The organism is Alcaligenes faecalis (genome assembly GCF_005311025.1).
Classification (GTDB): domain Bacteria; phylum Pseudomonadota; class Gammaproteobacteria; order Burkholderiales; family Burkholderiaceae_B; genus Alcaligenes; species Alcaligenes phenolicus.
The window spans coordinates 3,043,709-3,062,383 of sequence record NZ_CP031747.1 but is presented as its reverse complement, the minus strand read 5'-3'; the positions used below and the strand labels follow the sequence as shown (position 1 = coordinate 3,062,383).

The 18,675-nt window shown below is 57.2% G+C and carries 14 protein-coding genes; 8 read left to right on the top strand and 6 right to left on the bottom strand.

Annotated elements, in window-relative coordinates; all coding sequences use genetic code 11:
* Positions 1-34: 34 nt before the first annotated feature.
* Positions 35-1,462, bottom strand: a complete 1,428-nt coding sequence (locus tag D0C27_RS14065) for a PLP-dependent aminotransferase family protein (RefSeq protein ID WP_137431201.1) — start codon at positions 1,460-1,462, stop codon at positions 35-37.
* Positions 1,463-1,695: 233 nt separating this feature from the next.
* Between D0C27_RS14065 and D0C27_RS14060 the strand changes: the two genes are divergently transcribed.
* Genes D0C27_RS14060 through D0C27_RS14050 form a run of 3 tightly spaced genes read left to right on the top strand, consistent with a single transcriptional unit; the run spans position 1,696 to position 4,548 of the window.
* Positions 1,696-3,348 (top strand): cbb3-type cytochrome c oxidase subunit I, encoded by a 1,653-nt coding sequence (locus D0C27_RS14060; RefSeq protein WP_026484662.1) that lies wholly within the window; start codon positions 1,696-1,698, stop codon positions 3,346-3,348.
* Positions 3,349-3,352: 4 nt separating this feature from the next.
* Positions 3,353-3,961 (top strand): cbb3-type cytochrome c oxidase subunit II, encoded by a 609-nt coding sequence (locus D0C27_RS14055; protein WP_035271983.1) that lies wholly within the window; start codon positions 3,353-3,355, stop codon positions 3,959-3,961.
* Positions 3,958-4,548: a c-type cytochrome gene (locus D0C27_RS14050; RefSeq protein WP_137431200.1), complete on the top strand. Its 591-nt coding sequence runs from the start codon at positions 3,958-3,960 to the stop codon at positions 4,546-4,548. The genes D0C27_RS14055 and D0C27_RS14050 overlap by 4 nt, the downstream gene beginning before the upstream one ends.
* Positions 4,549-5,636: 1,088 nt before the next feature.
* Here D0C27_RS14050 and D0C27_RS14045 read toward each other — a convergent pair.
* Complete coding sequence (locus tag D0C27_RS14045) at positions 5,637-6,497, bottom strand: DMT family transporter (protein WP_009459353.1); 861 nt, start codon at positions 6,495-6,497, stop codon at positions 5,637-5,639.
* 677 nt (positions 6,498-7,174) lie between these two features.
* Between D0C27_RS14045 and D0C27_RS14040 the strand changes: the two genes are divergently transcribed.
* The 4 genes from D0C27_RS14040 (at position 7,175) to D0C27_RS14025 (ending at position 10,235) form a co-directional block, all read left to right on the top strand.
* A complete protein-coding gene (locus D0C27_RS14040; protein ID WP_060186338.1) occupies positions 7,175-7,657 on the top strand; it encodes an AmiS/UreI family transporter in 483 nt (160 codons plus the stop codon).
* A gap of 131 nt (positions 7,658-7,788) precedes the next feature.
* Positions 7,789-8,943 carry a transporter substrate-binding domain-containing protein gene (locus D0C27_RS14035; RefSeq protein ID WP_035271988.1) on the top strand — a complete coding sequence of 385 codons (1,155 nt, stop codon included), beginning with the start codon at positions 7,789-7,791 and terminating at the stop codon, positions 8,941-8,943.
* Between the two features lie 3 nt (positions 8,944-8,946).
* Positions 8,947-9,636, top strand: coding sequence for an ANTAR domain-containing response regulator (locus D0C27_RS14030; protein WP_026484656.1), 690 nt, complete (start codon positions 8,947-8,949; stop codon positions 9,634-9,636).
* Positions 9,637-9,806: 170 nt separating this feature from the next.
* On the top strand, positions 9,807-10,235 hold the full coding sequence (locus D0C27_RS14025) for a hypothetical protein (RefSeq protein ID WP_137431199.1): 429 nt from the start codon (positions 9,807-9,809) through the stop codon (positions 10,233-10,235).
* A 2-nt stretch (positions 10,236-10,237) separates the two neighbouring features.
* Here the strand turns inward: D0C27_RS14025 and D0C27_RS14020 are convergent, their stop codons facing one another.
* The 3 genes from D0C27_RS14020 to D0C27_RS14010 are packed head-to-tail and all read right to left on the bottom strand — an operon-like array spanning position 10,238 to position 15,854.
* Entirely contained in the window at positions 10,238-11,671 is a 1,434-nt protein-coding gene (locus tag D0C27_RS14020; RefSeq protein WP_240688260.1) for an efflux transporter outer membrane subunit, read from the bottom strand.
* Entirely contained in the window at positions 11,668-14,784 is a 3,117-nt protein-coding gene (locus D0C27_RS14015; RefSeq protein ID WP_137431198.1) for a MexW/MexI family multidrug efflux RND transporter permease subunit, read from the bottom strand. Before D0C27_RS14015 ends, D0C27_RS14020 begins: the two co-directional genes overlap by 4 nt.
* Entirely contained in the window at positions 14,781-15,854 is a 1,074-nt protein-coding gene (locus D0C27_RS14010; RefSeq protein ID WP_009459332.1) for an efflux RND transporter periplasmic adaptor subunit, read from the bottom strand. The genes D0C27_RS14015 and D0C27_RS14010 overlap by 4 nt, the downstream gene beginning before the upstream one ends.
* Before the next feature lie 281 nt (positions 15,855-16,135).
* Between D0C27_RS14010 and soxR the strand changes: the two genes are divergently transcribed.
* Complete coding sequence (gene soxR / locus D0C27_RS14005) at positions 16,136-16,612, top strand: redox-sensitive transcriptional activator SoxR (RefSeq protein WP_009459330.1); 477 nt, start codon at positions 16,136-16,138, stop codon at positions 16,610-16,612.
* Here the strand turns inward: soxR and D0C27_RS14000 are convergent.
* Positions 16,609-18,600, bottom strand: coding sequence for a BCCT family transporter (locus D0C27_RS14000; RefSeq protein ID WP_137431197.1), 1,992 nt, complete (start codon positions 18,598-18,600; stop codon positions 16,609-16,611). The two genes, soxR and D0C27_RS14000, sit on opposite strands and share 4 nt — an antisense overlap.
* Between the last annotated feature and the right edge of the window lie 75 nt (positions 18,601-18,675).

Genomic DNA, 18,675 nt, shown 5'->3' with positions numbered 1-18,675 from the left:
CCTATTCTTATTTTCTATCGCCAGGCCCTACGCTTCATGACTTTTTAAGTGGCAATGGTCGGCATAAATTACCCAGTATTTCCAGTGCGTGATCGCTGTGTTCTGTCCACGGATGGCCAAAGTTAAGACGCAGGCAATGGCTGTAATTCTGGGTAGTTGAAAAGATGGAGCCTGGTGCCAGACTGATGCCTTGTGACAGGGCCTGGCGATGCAGTTCCAAGGTCTGCACACTTTTTTCCAGCTCTACCCACAGGAAGTAGCCGCCCTCGGGGCGGGTGGCCCGAGTTCCTGCGGGGAAGTAGCGTCCCAAGGCTTTGGAGAACTGCGCATACTGGTTTTTTAGTTGAGTGCGTAAACGGCGCAGGTGTTGCTCGTACGCACCTTTTTCCAGGTAGCTGGCCAGGGCCAATTGGGTGGGCACGGGAGACGTCAGGGTAGTAGTCAACTTGGCCTGGGCGACTTCACGTATATAGCGTCCCGGCACAGCCCAGCCGATGCGATAGCCAGGTGCCAGGGTTTTGGAAAAAGAGGAGCAGTGCATCACCAGTCCTTGACGGTCAAAGGCTTTGGCGGGGCGGGGGCGCTCCGTGTCGAAGTACAGTTCGCCGTAAACATCGTCCTCGATCAAGGGGATTTCATAGCGGGCCAGCAGCTCGACCAATTGGGCTTTTTTCGCATCGGGCATCAGGCTGCCCAGCGGGTTCTGGAAGTTGGTCATCAGCCAGCAGGCTTTGGGGGCGTGATGTTTGATCGCGTGTTCCAGCGCTTCCAGATCAATGCCTTCACGCGGGTGGGTGGGCACTTCCAGTGCTTGCAGCTTCATGCGTTCCAGCGATTGCAGCGCGGCATAAAAGGTGGGCGATTCCACCAGCACGATGTCACCCGGTTGAGTTACCGCTGCAAGACATAGGTTCAGCGCTTCCAGAGCTCCGTTGGTAATCACAATATCGTTGGCATTGATGGCCATGCCTTGAGCCAGATAGCGCAAGGCAATCTGGCGACGCAGGGGCGCGTGGCCTTGGGTCAGATCGTCCACGCTGGCCCAGGGATCTTGCTGTTTCAGACTGGCAGACAAGAAGCGGCCCAGGCGTTCCAGAGGAAAGAGCACAGGGCTGGGGAAAGCGGAGCCTAAAGGCGCTACGGAACGCTCTGAACTGGATTGCAGGATCGCCATGATCAGGTCGCTATTGTTGACGCTGGTCGCTTGCAGCGGTGGCTGGGAGGCCGTGTCCGCCTCCAAGGTATGAGGCGCCAGGCTGGAGCAGACGTAGTAGCCCGAACGAGGACGCGCCTTGATCAAGCCTTGTGCTTCCAGTCGGTAATACGCCTGGAAAATCGTCGAGGCACTGATCTTGTGCTTATCCATCAATTGACGCACAGAGGGCATGCGCTCGCCTGCGGCAACTGTGCCGTCAAGAATGGCCTGGGCCAGTTCCTTGGCCAGCGTCTCGTACAGTTTCATGTCCTTCTGTGCTCCATCTGATACGGTAATTTCAATAAATGTGGTTTTTCTATTATCTGATGGGTATGTCTTCAAGCACAAGCAAACGGCAATTTGCGGGGCTTTCAGGACAACTGATAGGGTTTTTTAAGCTTTAACTGATTCTTGGAATGCTCTGTGCCGACAGGTAGCCTTGCCGGGTGTTTTCGTCCGTGCCCGTGTGGGCTGCGGGCCTATCTAATCAGAGGAATACCATGAACCCGACGGCGCTTTTGCTTGCCGCATTCATCCTGTCGATTGCCGGGCTTTTTGCCTTTATCTGGTCCTTGCGCAAGGGCCTGTTCGATGCTGACGTCAGTGGTGCGCGCACTATTTTTCACAAGGGCGAAATCGGCCAGCCCGAAGAACCCTCGGCCGATGCTGCCCAACGGCAGGCGCTAAGCCTGGCGGCGGCCGACCATATTGCAGAGAACCATGGTCAGCAAACCAGCGCGCTTGAAATGGCGGCGCGTGAACAGGCCGACCGTTCCAGTTCCATGCCTGCGTTCTTACTGATTGTCTGTGCGGTGGTCTGGCTGGTGGTGGCCTCGTTTGCGGGTTTGATCAGCTCCTTGAAACTGCACTGGCCCGAGTTTCTGGGTGACGTTTCCTGGTTGAGCTTTGGCCGTCTGCGCACGATTCACCTGAATGGCGTGGCATATGGCTGGGCACCCATGGGCTTGTTGGGGCTAACAATCTGGATGTTGCCGCGCTTGCTGCAGACCCCTTTGCTGGGTGGCCGTTTGGTGATGGTGGGCGGTCTGGTCTGGAATGCTGCGCTGGTGGCGGGGATTGGTGCTTTGGCCATTGGCTTGAATGCGGGTTTGGAGTGGTTGGAAATCCCCTGGCAAATCGGTGTGCTGTTCGCCTTTGGCGGCATGATGATCGGTATGCCGCTGGCCTTGATGCTCTCGCAACGCAAGGTCAAGCACTTGTACGTGTCGGTGTGGTACATCGGCGCGGCGCTGTTCTGGTTCCCCATTCTGTATCTGGTCGCCAAGGTTCCTGGCGTGCACTTCGGGGTGGAACAAGCCACCATGAATTGGTGGTTCGGGCATAACGTGCTGGGCTTGTTCTATACCCCCATGTCGATTGCCGCTATTTACTACTTCCTGCCCAAAGTCATTGGACGCCCTGTGCGCTCCTACAACTTGTCGCTGCTGGGTTTCTGGACGCTGGCCTTTTTCTACGGGCAGGTCGGTGCGCACCATTTGATTGGTGGTCCTATCCCTGAATGGCTGATTACCTTGTCCATCGTGCAAAGCGTGATGATGGTGATTCCGGTGCTGGCCTTCTCGGCTAACCAGCATTTGACGCTGAAGGGGCATTTCAGTGCGCTGCGTCACTCGCCCGTTCTGCGTTTTATTGTCTTTGGCGCCATGATGTACACCGTCGCGTCCCTGCAAGGTTCTGCTGAAGCCTTGCGTTCGCTGAATTCCATTACACACTTCACGCACTTCACGGTGGCTCATGCTCATCTGGGTATGTACGGCTTTGTGACCATGGTGATTTTCGGCGGAGTGTACTTTGCCTTGCCTCGCATTCTGAACACGGCCTGGCCCCGGCCTGCCTTGATCTCCTGGCACTTCTGGCTGGTGGTGGCTGGCTTTGCCGTGTACATGATCACGCTCAGCATTGGTGGCGTGCTGCAAGGTTTGGCCTTGCTGGATCCAGCCCGTGGTTTTATGGAATCGGTGGCAGTCACCATGCCCTGGTTGCAAGGCCGTTCTATTGGCGGCGCCATGATGACGCTGGGCCATCTGGTTTTTGCCCTGCACGTATTGCTGATGATTGTGAAGTCGGGTGCGTTTGCCTTGACCGAGTCCCGCTCGGCTGCAGTGCGCCGTACCGCTGAGCTGGAGGTTTAAGGTCATGGAAAACGAACTGAAGTTGATCATCGGGTCCATGGTGACCTTGTCCTTGGCAACGGCAGCCATGATTGTGGTGCCTTTTTTGCAGTTGAAGGATGAGCCTGCTCCTGAAGGTTTGTCGCCCTATACCAGCCAGGAAGTGCGGGGTCGGGCGGTGTATCGGGGCAATGGCTGCATTACTTGTCACACGCAGCAGCCCAGTACAACGGGCGCGGGTGTAGCGGATGCCAGCCGTGGCTGGGGGCGTGCTTCGGTCGCCGGGGATTATCACTACGACGACCCACCTTTGCTGGGCACCATGCGTACCGGGCCGGATCTGTTCAATATTGGTGTGCGTCAGCCTAGTCAGGATTGGCATTTGGGGCACCTGTACGATCCGCGCGCTTACTCGCCGGGTAGCAATATGCCTCCCTATCGTTTCTTGTTTGAAGCCAAGAACCCGGATCAGGTGCAGCCTGACGAGCGCGTCGTGAGTCTGCCGCCGGGTGTGGCACCGGAGGGCAAGGTGGTGGTAGCCCGTCCGGAGGCCTTGGATCTGGTGGTGTATTTGCAGTCACTCAAGCATGTGTATCCGATCTTGAGTGCTGATGTGGTGGGGAGTGAGGAATGAACCGGCCTGTTCAAAGTCGTCAAAGCGAGAATGCTGATCCCCACGAGCAGTACAACCCGATTCCGCGCATAGTGATTCTGGTGATTTTGGCCTTGCTGGCCTGGGCGGTGTATTACATCGTCTCGGCTCAGCCCAACAGCTCTCCGCGTTTGGGGGATCAGCGTCCTTTGGCGGTTCTGGCTCCTGCGCCTGGCAGTGTATCTGCGGATGGCAAGCAGCTATATGCCAATGCCTGTGTGGCGTGTCATCAGGCGACGGGGCAAGGTTTGCCAGGGGTGTTCCCGCCTTTGGCGGATTCAGAGTGGGTGAAGGGTGACCCCAAGGTACTGGCGCAACTGGTGCTGCACGGGGTCACGGGAGCTATCACGGTGAAAGGCCAGGAATATCAGGGGGCGATGCCTGCATTTGCAGAGCAGTTTAGTGATGCGGAGCTGGCGGCTGTGTTGAGCTTTATTCGCCATGAGTGGGGGAATGAGGAGGATGCCATTACCCCCGAGTTTGTTGCCGAGGAGCGGGCTGCCAGTGGGGATCGTAGTCAGCCTTGGCAAGGGGAGAAGGAACTGTTGGAGTGGATTGCGGCGCATTGAGGTGGCTGCGATGAGTTCTTCTGGAATTAATAATTAGAAGCACGTTTTGAAACGGTAGCACGCCGGGAACAGGCCCCCGGCTTTTGAACCGATATCTCGCCCGACCCCAGGGTTGGAGATGTCGGTTTTTTTTGTTTAGTGTCTCTGTGGGGACGCCGCTTGGGGGCCGGGTCCAGGGGGGCGGGCTTGACTACTTGCCGATGCTGCGCATCGGTACCCTTGTCGATTCTGATATCCGGGCGCCCTGTGAACTCGCCCGGTGATTGGTCCCCCGGACCAATCACAAGCGTCGGGCTCAAACAGCACAGGGCTTGCATCCCGGATATCAGAACCGCCTGCGGCAAGCAGTCTGAATCGCCCACCCCCCTGGACCCGGCCCCCAAGCGGCTCACAACGGAGAAATATAGAAAAACCGATTTTGGACGGGGGAAAGTGCTGGTTGTAGAGGGGACGGGGGCTGTGTACCGTTTCTAGGCTTGGCGCTTGGTAGGCTGGGTCTGTTGTCGGCCAAGTTGTTGAGATGGATTGGAGAGGCACTGCGGTTGAGCGCAGTGAGGCTAGTTGAAAAAGCCCAAAAGTAAACATTACTGATGATCAACGTGCTCGCAGTACTCACACACTGATGATTGGCATCAATCTGTAGCGAGAACTTGTAAACCAGGGGCTTTTAGAGGGGGCTTTGAGGGTTGCTGCTTAAAAATGGAGATCCAGGCATTGGATCTGTGTATGCAGCACTTGGATCTTGGAAGCAAACCGGCTTGAGTCGTGGAGTTGCATCACTGTGAACCACTTGGGGCCCTCTGCAGGGATTGGGCGGATCAGAGTACTTGCCGCGGTCAGGAGATAGCGTAGGGATGCAAGCGCCCTGTTGTTTGACCGGGGCGCTTGTGGTTCGTCCGGGGGACGAACCACCCCGGGAGTTCAGGGTGCGCCCGTAGCTATCTCCTGACAAGGGTACCGGTGCGCAGCACCGGCAAGTGCTCAGCCCAATCCCTGCAGAGGGCCCCAAGTGGTGGCTTCACGGAGACCGATCTCATCATTCAAAGACCGATTTCACTCTCCGTGAATCCCCACCTATACAGGCAGACTTACGCCGCTTTCTTCCGTAACGTCAGCCAAAGACCCGCCAAGATAGCCACCAGTCCCAACCCAGCGCGAGCCGCCAAGGTATTCCCTAGAATCAGGAAATCCAGCCCGGCTGTCACCACAGGAACCAGATAAAACAGGCTAGTAACGTTGACCAGATTCCCGCTGCGAATCATGCGATACAGCAGCAACTGGGCCAGCACGGAAATCACCAGACCAAGCCAGACCACCGGCCCCCAAAAGCCCAATGTGTTCTCCCAGCGGATTTCTTGTCCCAAACCCAGGGACGCAAGAATAAACAAGCCCAGAGACAAGGAATACTGCAAAGGCATTCCTTGCAACGCCCCCACGGGCTGACGCTTTTGAACAATGGTCCCCACAGTGATGCTCAACAAAGCAGCAATTGCAAATACCAGACCCATCACGGACAAACGGCTGACAATCAGGCTTTGATACACCACCAGAATCAGCCCTGTCAGCGATAGTGCCAAACCGGCCACACGGCTCAAAGAAAAACGCCGCTCGGTCAAAGCCAAGGTCAGAATCGGCTGCACACCCAGGATCGTCGCCAGCAGACCCGGCGTGATTCCTTGAGCCAGGGTTTCAAAATAGAAAAACGAATACAGCCCGATCATCAGCAAACCGCTGATAGCTGGCAGCAGACGTTGCCCTTTGGGCGGCAGCCAGCCGCCATTGAAGTGCCCCAGCATGATCACCATAGGTAGGGCGATGGCAAAACGCAGGATCAGCATGGCCATAACCGAGCCATGATCCAGACCGATACGCGTGAAAATACCCGCGCTGCCCCAAAGCAGCACGAACAAGGCAATAGCACCCGCTTGGGCGCGAGAAGAAGAAATCATGATGTTCTTTATCTGTCTAAATAAATTAGGTTTGTCTGCAAAGACATTCCAGGCGCATCAATGGCGCAGGAAAAGAAAAAGAGGTCTTAGGAGCAGACGCTGTAGACGCGTGTGTCGACGACGACGTCGGACACGACTGCGGCTTGATTGACGACGCCTGGGGCGACGACAGTCAACAGCAAGACAGATGGAGGGGAGCCCGCCCGCAGCGACGCGGCCCGCGACAGGGGCAGAGTGCTTGGCAAAGAGGATGCGGGGCGGTTCATGAAATAAGAATCAGATCGTTAAATCGATGAAGTACTGTAGCACAAAATATATTCAGCACGCCAATCATCAGCCGCTAGGGTAATCGCTAGTACAGGCGATAGTCCGGGCTATGTAAGAATTGCACCGATCGCGATTTCAGATCGCTGCGACATTTCCAAATAGATACGACATCCGCTGCCAATGCTGCCAGCGCCGATGCCGGGCAAAAAGGCCCAGACCGGTTCAATGCTTGAACCGGTCTGGGCCTTTTTGTTTGCCTGAAATAAATCCGACCTCGTAGTTAGGTTGCGAACTATCTGGAACCTTGCTTCGCGGCACGATGCCATCGCGATACACAGAGCTCACGCAGCGTCAGCAAGATCTGACGCCAGCCAGGCCGGAATCGTCACCTTGTTTTGGAGGCTTATGCCATGTTGGGTGTTGCGCTTTTCTTTATTGGGGCTGTGCTGATTGTGAATGGCGTGGGTTTGACTGGACGTATTGAAAGTCGGGACCTGGCCCCCTTTAACTTGCTGGTGGGGCTGTTGGCCCTGTTCATCAATTTGCTGGGCTTGCAGCGCGGCGAGCAAATGGCGGATTACTTTGCCGTTGCTGGTGGGCTGCTGTTTGCCTTCACCTATCTGTATCTGGCTGTGGTGCAGTGGTATGGGTTGAAAGGAGTGGGCTTTGGCTGGTATTGCCTGTTCGTTGCCATCAGCGCACTGGCCTTTGCCGGGTCTGCCAGCGATCCGCGTTTGATCGCCATGTGGCTCTTGTGGTCCAGCCTGTGGTTTCTGTTTTTCCTGGCCTTGGGGTTGGGACGGTCCTTGCGTATCTTGCCTGCGTATACCGTCTTGATCGGGGCCTTGACCTGCTGGTTGCCCGGCACCCTGATCATGATGGATGCCTGGTAGTTTTCATAGGAGTGCAAGCGTGGTGGGGGCCAGAGTAATGCAGTTTTTTGGAGTAACCTGATGCTCGCTCGTAGTGTTTACCGGCAGGTCCGTCGACCTGCGCCCCTACCATGCTAGACAGGAGATGGACTTTGGCTCACAACGAACCCGTACGCGTCGGCGTTCTTTATTCCGCAACCGGCATGACCTCTACCATTGGTCAGTCGCAATGGCAGGGCACCAAACTGGCGATTGAGGAAATCAACGAGGCCGGTGGCCTGCTGGGGCGTGAACTGGTGGCGGTGTGCTACGACCCGGCGTCCAGGCCCGCTTGCTACGCTGAACAGGCCGAGCGGCTGATTGTGCAGGACCGCGTCAATGTGATCTTTGGCTGTTATATGTCCAGCAGCCGCAAGGCCGTGATCCCGATTGTGGAGAAGTGGAACAAGCTGCTGTTCTATCCCACCCTGTACGAAGGTTTCGAGTTTTCGGGCAATGTGATTTATACCGGCGCGGCGCCCAATCAGAACAGTGTGCAGCTGGCGCATTTCATGACCAGCAATTTTGGCGCGCGGGTCTACATGATTGGCTCGGACTATATCTACCCCTATGAGTCCAATCGCATCATGCGCGAGCTGGTCATGCAGCATCCCGATAGCAAAGTGCTGGGCGAACACTATCTGCCATTGGATGCCAGCGAGAGCGATTACAGCCTGATCATGGAAGACATACGCCAGAAACAGCCGGACTTTATTTTCTCCACCGTGGTGGGGGACTCCACTGCCAATCTGTATCGTGCTTATGCCAATGCGGGCTTTAATCCGCAAACCATGCCCATTGCCAGTTTGACGACCTCCGAGGCCGAGATTGCCCAGATGGGCGCGGAAATTGCCTGTGGACACTTCACCGCCGCACCGTATTTTCAGTCCATCGAGTCGGAGGTCAATGCGCGTTGTCTGGCCAGTTTGCGCAAGCGCTTTGGGGCCGACTGCCACCCTAATCTGTGCTGGGAAGCTGCCTATTCACAGATGCATTTGTTCGCCAATGCGTATCGACAATCCGCCAGTGATGCGATCGGAGATCTGCTGCCCTACCTGCTGGGCAGTGAACTGGATGCACCTCAGGGGCGGATCAAGATCGATCCCAATAATCACCATACTTGGCTTTATCCACGGATTGGCCGCATCAATGCCGACGGCGAGTTTGCGATTGTGCGCCAGGCAACGCGCCCGGTCTCGCCCGACCCGTATCTGGTTACCCATTCCTTGGGCGACTGGACTGCCAAGCTGGATACTTTGGAGACATAAAGCGTGGCCAACTCCTCTTCCTACGGTGATGAGCCGGCAAACAAGCCTTTGCGAGTGCGGAATCGTTTTCCGCATGCCACCTCGCCGCAGCTCAAGGAACTGCGGCAATTGACGATGGTGGTCATGCATCCGGACGATAGCGATGGCCGCTTGCTGACCCAGCAACTGCAGCGTATCGGGTGTTCGGTCCAGACGATCTGGCCGCCCACGCAAAACCTGCCTTCAGGAACGGATCTGGTGTTTCTGGCCGTGCAGCCTGATCTTTTGCACCTGCGCCTGGATTGGGTCTGCGAGGAGGAAGCACCCACGATTATTGCCGTGGTCAATTATGAAAATCCCACGATAGTGTCGGCCGTGCTGGATTTGAATATTCAGGCGATCCTGCCTTCGCCCATACGCTCTTTTGGCTTGTTGTCCACGGTGGTGCTGGCACGTAAATACCATAAAGAACTGCGCCAGCAACGTCGGCTGATCAGCAAGCTGCAAACCAAACTGATGGGGCAGCGGCATGTGGCGCAAGCCAAGACGATCTTGATGCGTACCCATCAGGTGTCCGAGGACCAGGCCTACGATTTGATTCGTGAGCAGGCCATGAACAAGCGCAGCACGATTGAGGATATTTCGATTGCCATTGTGAATGCCAGTGAAGTGCTGTCCCTGGGGCAAAAAGGTTCGTCCTTGCTGGGGAACTAGCCAGGCGTTTTGGCCTGGCTGAGCTGCGGTGGCTGGCTAGAGCAGGCGCGTGATTGAAGTGGTAGGCATAGGCTTGCTTGGTAAAGAGAAAAAGGCAGAAACACTACCCGTTTTCATTCCTCCTACAATAGCGATTTTCCAGAGTACGCCGCTGCTGCAGCGTAGAGATAATGAGCCATCAGGAATATGAACAGCCCCGGTCTGCCCTTGCGGTGACATCAGAGCAGCGCGCTGCCTGGGTTCAACTGCAAAAAGACCGCGATCAGCTTTACGAGCAATTAGAGACTCTGAACCGTGGCCACCTGGATTTGAGGAAATTCTTGCTCAAGGCCAAACGCAATAATTGGATTGCCTGCACTTTAGTGGTGATTTTTACCGCGCTTGGCTGGTTGCTGGATGCATCGGTCTGGCTGCGTTGGTATGTATTGCCGATTACGTTTTTCTGCTGCGCCTTGTTGTGGTTTGGCGGAAAGCTGCTGGATCGGCTAATGCAAAGCAAGATTGCGAATCTATCCGAGTTTTTGCAACAGACGGATGCACAAATAGAAAAGGGGCGGCCTATCTTCGAGACAGACCACCCCCAATCCGATCAAGCTTGAAGTTACTCAGTGGAGCTTGGTGTCGCCACTCCCCAACCCAAGGCCTGATACAAGGCAATTACATTCAGGTACGAGCCGGTTTCCGCTATTGCCAGTTCTTGCCGGGTCTGGTTCAGGCTGCGCTGATTTTCCAGCACTTGCTGATAGGCACCGGCTCCCACTTCATAACGCGTCAAGGCACGCTCATGGGCATTTTCCAGATGTGACGCCGCCCGAGTCAGGCTAAGCAGGCTTTCCTGATGTTGAGTCAGCCTTTGCAAAGAGCCCTGAATTTCTTCCTGAGCTTGCAACAGCACTTGTTGATAGTGCAGGCGTGATTCATCGGCCACCGCCTCCATGCCACGCAAGCGCGCTTTGGCATGGCCCAGGCGCAGGGCAGGCCATTGCATGGCAGGTGAAACATCAAAGGCACGGGCAGCATGGCCCAGGTCGCTACCTCGCAAAGCAAAAAAGCCAATAAAGCCAGCCAGATCCAGGCGGGGGTACAGCTCGGCGGTGGCGGCGGCCACTTCGTGCGAGCTGGCCAGGATTTCTTGCCGGGCGGCGCGTACGTCAGGCCGGTTGAACAGCATGGCGTTCACATCGCCTAACGGCAAGGAAGCGGCCAAGGGTGCCTTGGCGCTGGGCAATGGCGTATCAATGCTCCCGGCTTGCCCGCCGCTTAGTACCTGGATGCGCAAACGAGCCAGTTCCAGGTCGCTGCGCAGTTGGGGCACCAGGGTTTTGGCGCGCTCCAGACCAGCCTGGGCATTGTCCAGATTCTCCGGCAATTCCCGACCCAGCGAGACGCCAGCCTGCACCAGCCTGATCGTATGTTCCCAGCTGCGTACGTCATCCTCAGCCAGAGCCAGTTGCCGTTGCAAACCTTGGGCTTGCACGTATTGGCGTGCCAGTTCAGCCGCGATAGCCTGGCGAGTCAGGTCCAGTTGGTCTGCGCTGGCCTCGCTGCGAGCCTGTGCAGAACGGGCCAGTTGCTCCAGACGACCCAACAGATCGATCTCCCAAGTGGCCTGCATGCCCAGGCGCCAGTTCTCGGTAATACCGTGATCAATGGAGCCGTCGGGCGCGGCAAACTGTGAGCCGCTACGGTTATAGCTGGCGTGGGCCGTGATGGCGGGTAGACGGTCGTGTTGGCGCTCGTCGATCAGGGCGCGGGAGGCCCGCCAGCGGGCCTGTGCCTGGGCAATATCCAGGTTGTGATCCAGGGCCTTGGCAATCAAGGCGTCCAGCTGCGGGTCTTGCAGCAAGGTCCACCAGTTTTCGCGTTGCTCGGTGGCCTGAGCGAACTGGCTGTTCCAGTTGGTGTCGGCCAAGCTTGGAGCGGTGGGAATGGAGGTGTCCAGCCCCACAGCGCAACCGCTCAGGATCAGGCTGGGGATCACCAGTCGCAGAGCACGCGCCACAGGCGCTAGCCTGTTTGATAGTTGTGGCGTCATGATGAGTGTTCTCCAGTCGAAGGGCGCAGGGCTTGCGCCAAATCGCGCGCCCGCGGGGTGTCTGCTTGATGGGCGTGATCACGCGCCAGCAAGGTATACAAAGTCGGCAAGATAAACAGGGTGAATATTGTGCCGATCAACATGCCCGAGACCAGCACTACGCCCAGGCCAAAGCGGCTGTTAGCACCCGCACCGGAGGCAAACAGCAGAGGCACTAGACCAAAGACCATGGCCCCGGTTGTCATCAGCACGGGGCGCAAACGAATGCGGGCGGCTTGCAAGATGGCTTCGGGCTTTTTCAGGCCCTCTTTGAATTGCAGTTCATTGGCAAACTCCACCATCAGAATGCCGTGTTTACTGATCAGGCCGACCAGCGTTAACAGACCTATCTGGGTGTAGATGTTGAGCGTGCCAAATCCCAGGGCCAAAGGCAGCAGGGCACCGCACAGGGACAAGGGCACCGTCACCAGAATGATGATGGGGTCCACCAGGCTTTCGTACTGCGCGGCCAGTACCAGATAAATCACCACCAGCGCGGCCAGGAAGGCCCACACCAGAGACTGACTTTCCTGGGTGAATTGGCGCGACTCGGATTGCCAGTCATGCGTAAAGCCTGCGGGCAATTGCCGGGCGATGTCGTCCAGATAGCCCACTGCTTGCCCCAGCGTTACGCCCGGTGCTGGAATGGCTTGCAGCGTGGCCGAGTTTTGCTGGTTGAATTGGTGCAGGCTGTTGGGTTCCACTTCGCTGTGGATTTGAACCATGGCCGACAAGGGCACCAGCTCGCCATTGGCGCTGCGTACAAACTGACGTGTCAGTGCTTGAGCCGTCAGGCGCAGTTCACGCTGGCTTTGTGGAATCACGTCATACGAGCGACCATCCAGCGAAAAGCGGTTCAGGTAATTCTCGCCCACCAGTACGGCCAGGGAATCAGCAATATCTCGCAGACTGATCCCCATGCTGGCCGCTTTGCTGCGGTCAATTTCCACGCGGGAAACGGGCTTGTTGTAGTCCAGATCGCTGTCTACCACGACGAACAATCCGCTTTCACGGGCTTGCTGTTTGACCCACTCCATCGTGTCGTACACCGTACGGTAGTCGCCGGGGCTGCGTAGTACCAGTTGAACCGGCAGACCGCCGCTGGAACCGGGCAAGGGGGCAAGCTGGAAGGCGAAGATACTGCTGCCGGGAATCGCGCTGACACGTCCTTGCAGCTCACCCTGTACGGCGCTGGCATCGCGCTCGCGCTTGCTCCAGTCCTTCAGGTTGATCCCGCCAAAGCTGGCGGCCGGGCCGTCTGTCCCCACAATCAACCAGGTGCTTTCGGTTTCGGCCACTTCACGATACGTGTCATCCAGCAGCTTGCCGTCGCGCTCGGCATAGGCCAAGTTGGCATTTTGCGGAGCTTTCACGGCTGTCAGTACGCTGGCCTGATCTTCAATGGGAGCCAGTTCGCTGTGCGTCATTTGATAGAGCACGGGCAGGCTGATAAAGACCAGCAAGGCCATGGCGCCCGTGATCCAGCGATGGCGCAAGGAGCGGGCCAGCAATCGACCGTAGCGGGCCGACAGACCACCAAAGAAGCTCTCTGCCAGGTGCGCCATGCGACCTTCATCTTGCTGTGAGGGCAGTAGCAAGGAACTCATCACTGGGGACAAGGTCAAGGCCACGACCCCGGATACCAGCACGGCACCGGCCAGCGTCAGGGCAAACTCTTTGAACAGTGCTCCAGTCAGGCCACCCATCAGCCCAATCGGGGCATAGACGGCGGCCAGGGTCAGGGTCATGGCGATCACTGGGCCGGCCACTTCACGTGCGCCCAATAAAGCCGCCACCACGGGTGAGCGTCCGGCGGCAATGTGACGGTGTACGTTTTCAACCACCACAATCGCATCGTCCACTACCAGTCCGATAGCCAGCACCATGGCCAGCAAGGTCAGCAAATTGATGCTGAAACCAAAGGCCAGCATCAAGGCGGCTGCTCCCAACATGGACAAGGGAATGGTAGCCAGCGGAATCAGCACGCTGCGGAAAGAACCCAGACACAGATAAATCACCAGCACCACGATAATCATGGCTTCGGTCAGGGTCTTGAGCACCTCATCAATCGAGGCCTGGATGAAGCGGGCGGTTTCAAAAGCCAGGGCCACTTCCACGCCGGGAGGCAAGGTGGCCTCAATGGCTGGGAGGCGATCACGAATGCCTTCCACAATCCGCAAGGGGTTGCCGCCGGGAGTGGGGAACAAGCCCAGGTGAATCGCGGGCAGGCCATCCATCAGGGCGCTGGTTTCCGTCGCTGCTGCTCCCAGCTCTACCTTGCCTACGTCGCGCAGTCTAACCAGCGAGGTGCCGTCTTCGCGCACGATCAGGTCCTGAAATTCGGCCACGCTGGTCAGGTCCGAATTGAGCTGAATATTGCTCAAGACATGCTGGCCTTTGACCATGCCGGGGGCGGCCTGATAGTTGTTGGCACGCACAGCCTGGGCAATATCGGCAGCCGTCAGTCCATAGCCCGCCATGCGATCCGAATCCAGCCACAGTCGCATGGCCAGTTTTTGACCACCAAAGGTCTGGATTTTCGCCACGCCATCAATGGTGGAGAACATGGGCTCCACCACGCGGGACAGATAGTCATTCAGTTCCGGGATGGAGATTGACGTCGTGGAAAAGCCCACATAGGCCACCGCAGTGGAGTCCCCGGAGGAACGTTCCACAACCGGGTCATAGGCGCCTTCAGGCAGGCGGTAGCGCACCTGGCTGACCTTGCTCATGACTTCGGTCAGGGCCTGGGTAGAGTCGCGGTTCAGCTCCATGCGCAGGGTCACGACACTGCGGCTTTGCACGGAGTTGGAGGACAGGTAATCCACCCCTTCCACCGAGGCCAGAGCCTGGGCGATGGGCTGGGTGACAAAGCCTTGCATCAGTTGTGCAGAGGCGCCGGGGTACTCGGTGGTAATCGTGATGGTGGAGTTCTCCAGCAGGGGATACTGCCGGATGGGCAGCTTGTCCAAGGAGAACAGCCCCAACATCAGGAGCAAGGCGCTGACCACCAGGGCAAGTACCGGCCGACGAACGAACAAGTCGGTAAAGCCGGGACGGGAGGTGGTGTTCATACTGGCTCCTTGTCCTTGGCGGTTTGTACTGTGGAGCCGTCCTGAATCTTGATCTGGCCGGCGCTCACAACCTTGTCGCCTTCTTTCAAGCCATCAATGATTTCGACACGTTCATCCCATTGCTCGCCAGTTTGTACGGCCACGCGCTTGACCTGCCACAGACCCTGATCCGTGGGGGAGGCCACAAACACGGTCTGGCCGTAGGCGGTGTAGGTCAATGCGGTTTCGGGCACGGTCAGGACGGGCGCTTCGGCGGGGCGCTTCAATTGAGCACGGGCGTACATCCCCGCTTTCAGGCGATTGTCCGGGTTGGGCAGCAGCGCTTGCAGGCGCACGGTGCGCGAATCTCCAATCAAGGGATCGATGGCGCTGATTTCAGCCTGGAAGTTCTCGCCTGGCCAGGCGTCCACCTGTACGTGCAGGGTCTGGCCCACCTTCAGATCCGGCAGGCTTTGCTCTGGCACGGTCAGATTCACACGCAGTTGACTGTCATCGACCAGGCTGGCGATGGCTTGGCCGGGTTGCAAGTAGTGGCCCTGATGCAAGCTGGTGATACCGATGCGACCCGAGAAGGGGGCGGCAATCTGTTTCAAGGCCAGTTCAGCGCGTTGATATTGCAGTTGGGCCTGGGCCACAGCGTGATCGGCCTGGGCTTGATCCAACTGCTCCTGGGTAGCGGCTTGCTGTTCCTTCAGCTTGCGTACACGGGTGAGCTGAATGGCGGCCTGTTTGACCTGTGCCTGCTCGCGGCGCACGCTGGCTTGTTCCAGTTCGTCATTGAGCAAAACCAGTGGCTGGCCTGCCTTGACTTGCTGTCCGGAGGTGAAATCAATCTTGCGAATACGGCCGCTGGTCTCTGCACTGAGCAGCACTTGCTGCCAGGCTTCCAGTGCACCGACGGCATGCAAAAGACGAGGAGCGGTCTGGGACTCGACGCTGGATAGTTCGACGACGGCAGGCGGATAGGCTCCCCCTGCTTGAGCTTCTTGCGAGGCTGGCAGCAAACGCCAGCCTATGGCCAATACGCCGGCCAGAACGGGAATCATGATCCAAGTACGACGCGAACTCATGCTGCCGACCCTCCTGTCAGGGAAGAGGGCCACAAAGGCTGTTTGTTGGGAAGAGTCCAGCCGAATCGCTGATCACTTTGCGACCAGTCTTCGGGTTTGAAGTAGGTGGCTGACACAAGCTGGGCTTGCCGTAACCATGACAGAGGTCCGGCAAACAGAATCCAAATGAGGGGAGGCATGGCAGGTTCCTGTGACAACAAAGAGGCAGCCAACATGGCTTGCCTTAATTAGGTACCTGGACTATAAAACCTCAAGTTAACTTGAGGTCAAGGGGTGTCAAGATGGCAAAAACAGTGGATTTCAGTCGTGCCTTGACGGTGGGAGAAGTGGCCAAACGCAGTGGTGTCCCTGTCTCGACCGTGCATTTTTATGAAGCCAAGGGCTTGATTGCCAGTACGCGGAATAGCGGGAACCAGCGTCGTTTTGATTCGGTGGTTTTACGCTATATTGCGATCATCAAAGTGGCGCAGCGTACCGGGATTCCCCTGGAGGAAATCCACGAGGCCTTGCGTGGTTTGCCACCGGGCAGCAAGCCATCCAGCAAGCAATGGCGAGCCATGTCCAGCCGTTGGCAGGCCAGTTTGAATGATCGTATTGAGCAGTTGACGCGACTGCGCGATGAGCTGACCCACTGTATTGGCTGTGGGTGCTTGTCCATGAGTGAGTGTCCCTTGCGTAATCCGGCCGATATTCTGGGCCAGCAAGGGCCCGGTCCCCAGATTCTGGAAAGAAAACTGGAGACCGGAACAGAGGCTTAGCTCGGGTCGGGCGACTGCGCGTACAGCGCGGTGGCTTCGGAAGTGACCAGGGACTGATAGCGCTCGAAGTGGTTCAGGATGTCGTTGATGACCTGACTGGACGACAGGCCCATCAAGTCATAACCCCGACTGCCATCGGCAAAGACAGTACGCACTTGCCATTCTTGAGGGCGAGCCTGTTCGTTGCGTGCTGCTGCCGCGGTAAAGCTGGCAACCCGGCGAGCGCGCAACTCGACGCCATAGACAAAGTTGCGCTGGTTGTCGGCCTGAATGGTTAGTTGGGCCGTATCCTGCTCGCTGGTCTCCAGGCTGACGTTCAGGTTGCGTTTGCCCAGCTCGTCGGCCACGGCCTGCAAGGCGGGAACCACGGTTTCACCCATGAAGCGACGGGCGTCCCGCTGGTTGGGCGTGTGCAGGATCGTCGAGAGGCGTCGACGCCAGGACACTTCCGAGCCGGGAGCCGGGCCGGACATGGGGCCTTGACGACGCAATCGTGACATATCTGCCTTCATGCCTTTGAACAGCCCCAGGATCAACAAGAACATGATGATGGCAAAGGGCAGGGCACTGACCAGCGTGACGGTTTGCAAGGCTGTCAGACCACCGGCCAGCAAGAGCAGGGAGGCAGCGGTGCCTTCCAGCGCGCACCAGTAAATGCGTTGCCAGACTGGAGCGTCTTCCACCCCACCGGCAGCCAGGGTATCGATAACCAAAGAGCCCGAGTCGGCCGAGGTCACAAAGAAAATGGCTACCAGAATAATTGCCAAGGTCGAGGTTACATTCGACCAAGGCAGGTATTCCAGGAACTCGAACAGGGCCACGGATGCATTCGCGGCAGCATCCTGGGCCAGTTGGCCCGCCGCCACACCCATATCCAGGAAGATGGCGGTGTTGCCAAAAACGGTCATCCAGAAGAAGGTGAAGACGGTGGGCACCAGCAAGACGCCCAGTACGAATTCACGTACGGTGCGGCCACGCGAGATGCGGGCGATGAACATGCCGACAAAGGGCGACCACGCGATCCACCAGGCCCAGTAAAACAGGGTCCAGGCTTTCATCCAGCTTTGCCCGCGGAATGCTTGTGTACTAAATGAGCGTGCAAAGAAGTTATCGAGATAACCGCCGATATTCTGTACAAAAGCATTCATCAAAAAGGCTGTAGGGCCCACGGCGAGCACAAACAGCATCAAGGCAATGGCAACCAGCAAATTCAGTTCGGACAGGCGACGAATGCCAACATCCAATCCGCTGACAACAGATAGGGTAGCCAGCGAAGTAACCACCACAATCAAAATAATTTGTAGCCAGGTTTCCTGCGGCCAGCCAAATAAATGCTCCAGACCGGCATTGATTTGAAGTACGCCCAAACCCATGGAGGTAGCAATACCAAATAGCGTGCCGCACACGGCAAAAATATCCACGCTATCGCCAATCCAGCCTTCAATACGCTTGCCAAACAAGGGATACAGGCCCGAGCGGATGGTCAAAGGCAGGTTGTAGCGAAAGCAAAAGTAAGCCAGCGACAAGCCAACGACCGCATAGACGGCCCAGGCGTGAACGCCCCAGTGAAAGAAGGTGATGATCTGCGCCTGATGGGCGGCTTCCACTGTGCTGGCCAGGCCCGAGGGCGGGGCCGAGAAGTGTTGCAGTGGCTCGGCCACGGCAAAGAACATCAGGCCAATCCCCATACCGGCAGCAAATAGCATCGCCATCCAGGTGAGATAGGGGTAATCAGGCTCCGAGTCGTCCGGCCCTAATTTCAAATTGCCGTAGCGGCTTAATGCCAGATAGACGACGGAAAAGAAAAACAGGGCCACAGCCAGGATATAGAACCAGCCGAAACTTTTGATGACCCAGTTTTGTAACTGCTCAAAAATAAGTGCGGCGTCTTTAGGGAAAATAATCCCGATCAGCAAAAAGACCAGGACGATAAAGGTAGATCCCCAGAACACCCGTGGATGTAGCGTGCTTTTAAAAGGCAGCCCCATGTCATGCTCCGTTTGTAACTAAGAGGGCACAGCTTAACGAGAACGACTGCCGGTTGAAAGGTTTGTTAGATTAGG

What these genes read in the sequence shown, in the direction of transcription:
- D0C27_RS14065 (WP_137431201.1), bottom strand. Translation starts at nt 1,462, where the DNA reads ATGAAACTGTACGAGACGCTGGCCAAGGAACTGGCCCAGGCCATTCTT.
- D0C27_RS14060 (WP_026484662.1), top strand. Translation starts at nt 1,696, where the DNA reads ATGAACCCGACGGCGCTTTTGCTTGCCGCATTCATCCTGTCGATTGCC.
- D0C27_RS14055 (WP_035271983.1), top strand. Translation starts at nt 3,353, where the DNA reads ATGGAAAACGAACTGAAGTTGATCATCGGGTCCATGGTGACCTTGTCC.
- D0C27_RS14050 (WP_137431200.1), top strand. Translation starts at nt 3,958, where the DNA reads ATGAACCGGCCTGTTCAAAGTCGTCAAAGCGAGAATGCTGATCCCCAC.
- D0C27_RS14045 (WP_009459353.1), bottom strand. Translation starts at nt 6,497, where the DNA reads ATGATTTCTTCTTCTCGCGCCCAAGCGGGTGCTATTGCCTTGTTCGTG.
- D0C27_RS14040 (WP_060186338.1), top strand. Translation starts at nt 7,175, where the DNA reads ATGTTGGGTGTTGCGCTTTTCTTTATTGGGGCTGTGCTGATTGTGAAT.
- D0C27_RS14025 (WP_137431199.1), top strand. Translation starts at nt 9,807, where the DNA reads ATGAGCCATCAGGAATATGAACAGCCCCGGTCTGCCCTTGCGGTGACA.
- D0C27_RS14020 (WP_240688260.1), bottom strand. Translation starts at nt 11,671, where the DNA reads ATGACGCCACAACTATCAAACAGGCTAGCGCCTGTGGCGCGTGCTCTG.
- D0C27_RS14015 (WP_137431198.1), bottom strand. Translation starts at nt 14,784, where the DNA reads ATGAACACCACCTCCCGTCCCGGCTTTACCGACTTGTTCGTTCGTCGG.
- D0C27_RS14010 (WP_009459332.1), bottom strand. Translation starts at nt 15,854, where the DNA reads ATGAGTTCGCGTCGTACTTGGATCATGATTCCCGTTCTGGCCGGCGTA.
- soxR (WP_009459330.1), top strand. Translation starts at nt 16,136, where the DNA reads ATGGCAAAAACAGTGGATTTCAGTCGTGCCTTGACGGTGGGAGAAGTG.
- D0C27_RS14000 (WP_137431197.1), bottom strand. Translation starts at nt 18,600, where the DNA reads ATGGGGCTGCCTTTTAAAAGCACGCTACATCCACGGGTGTTCTGGGGA.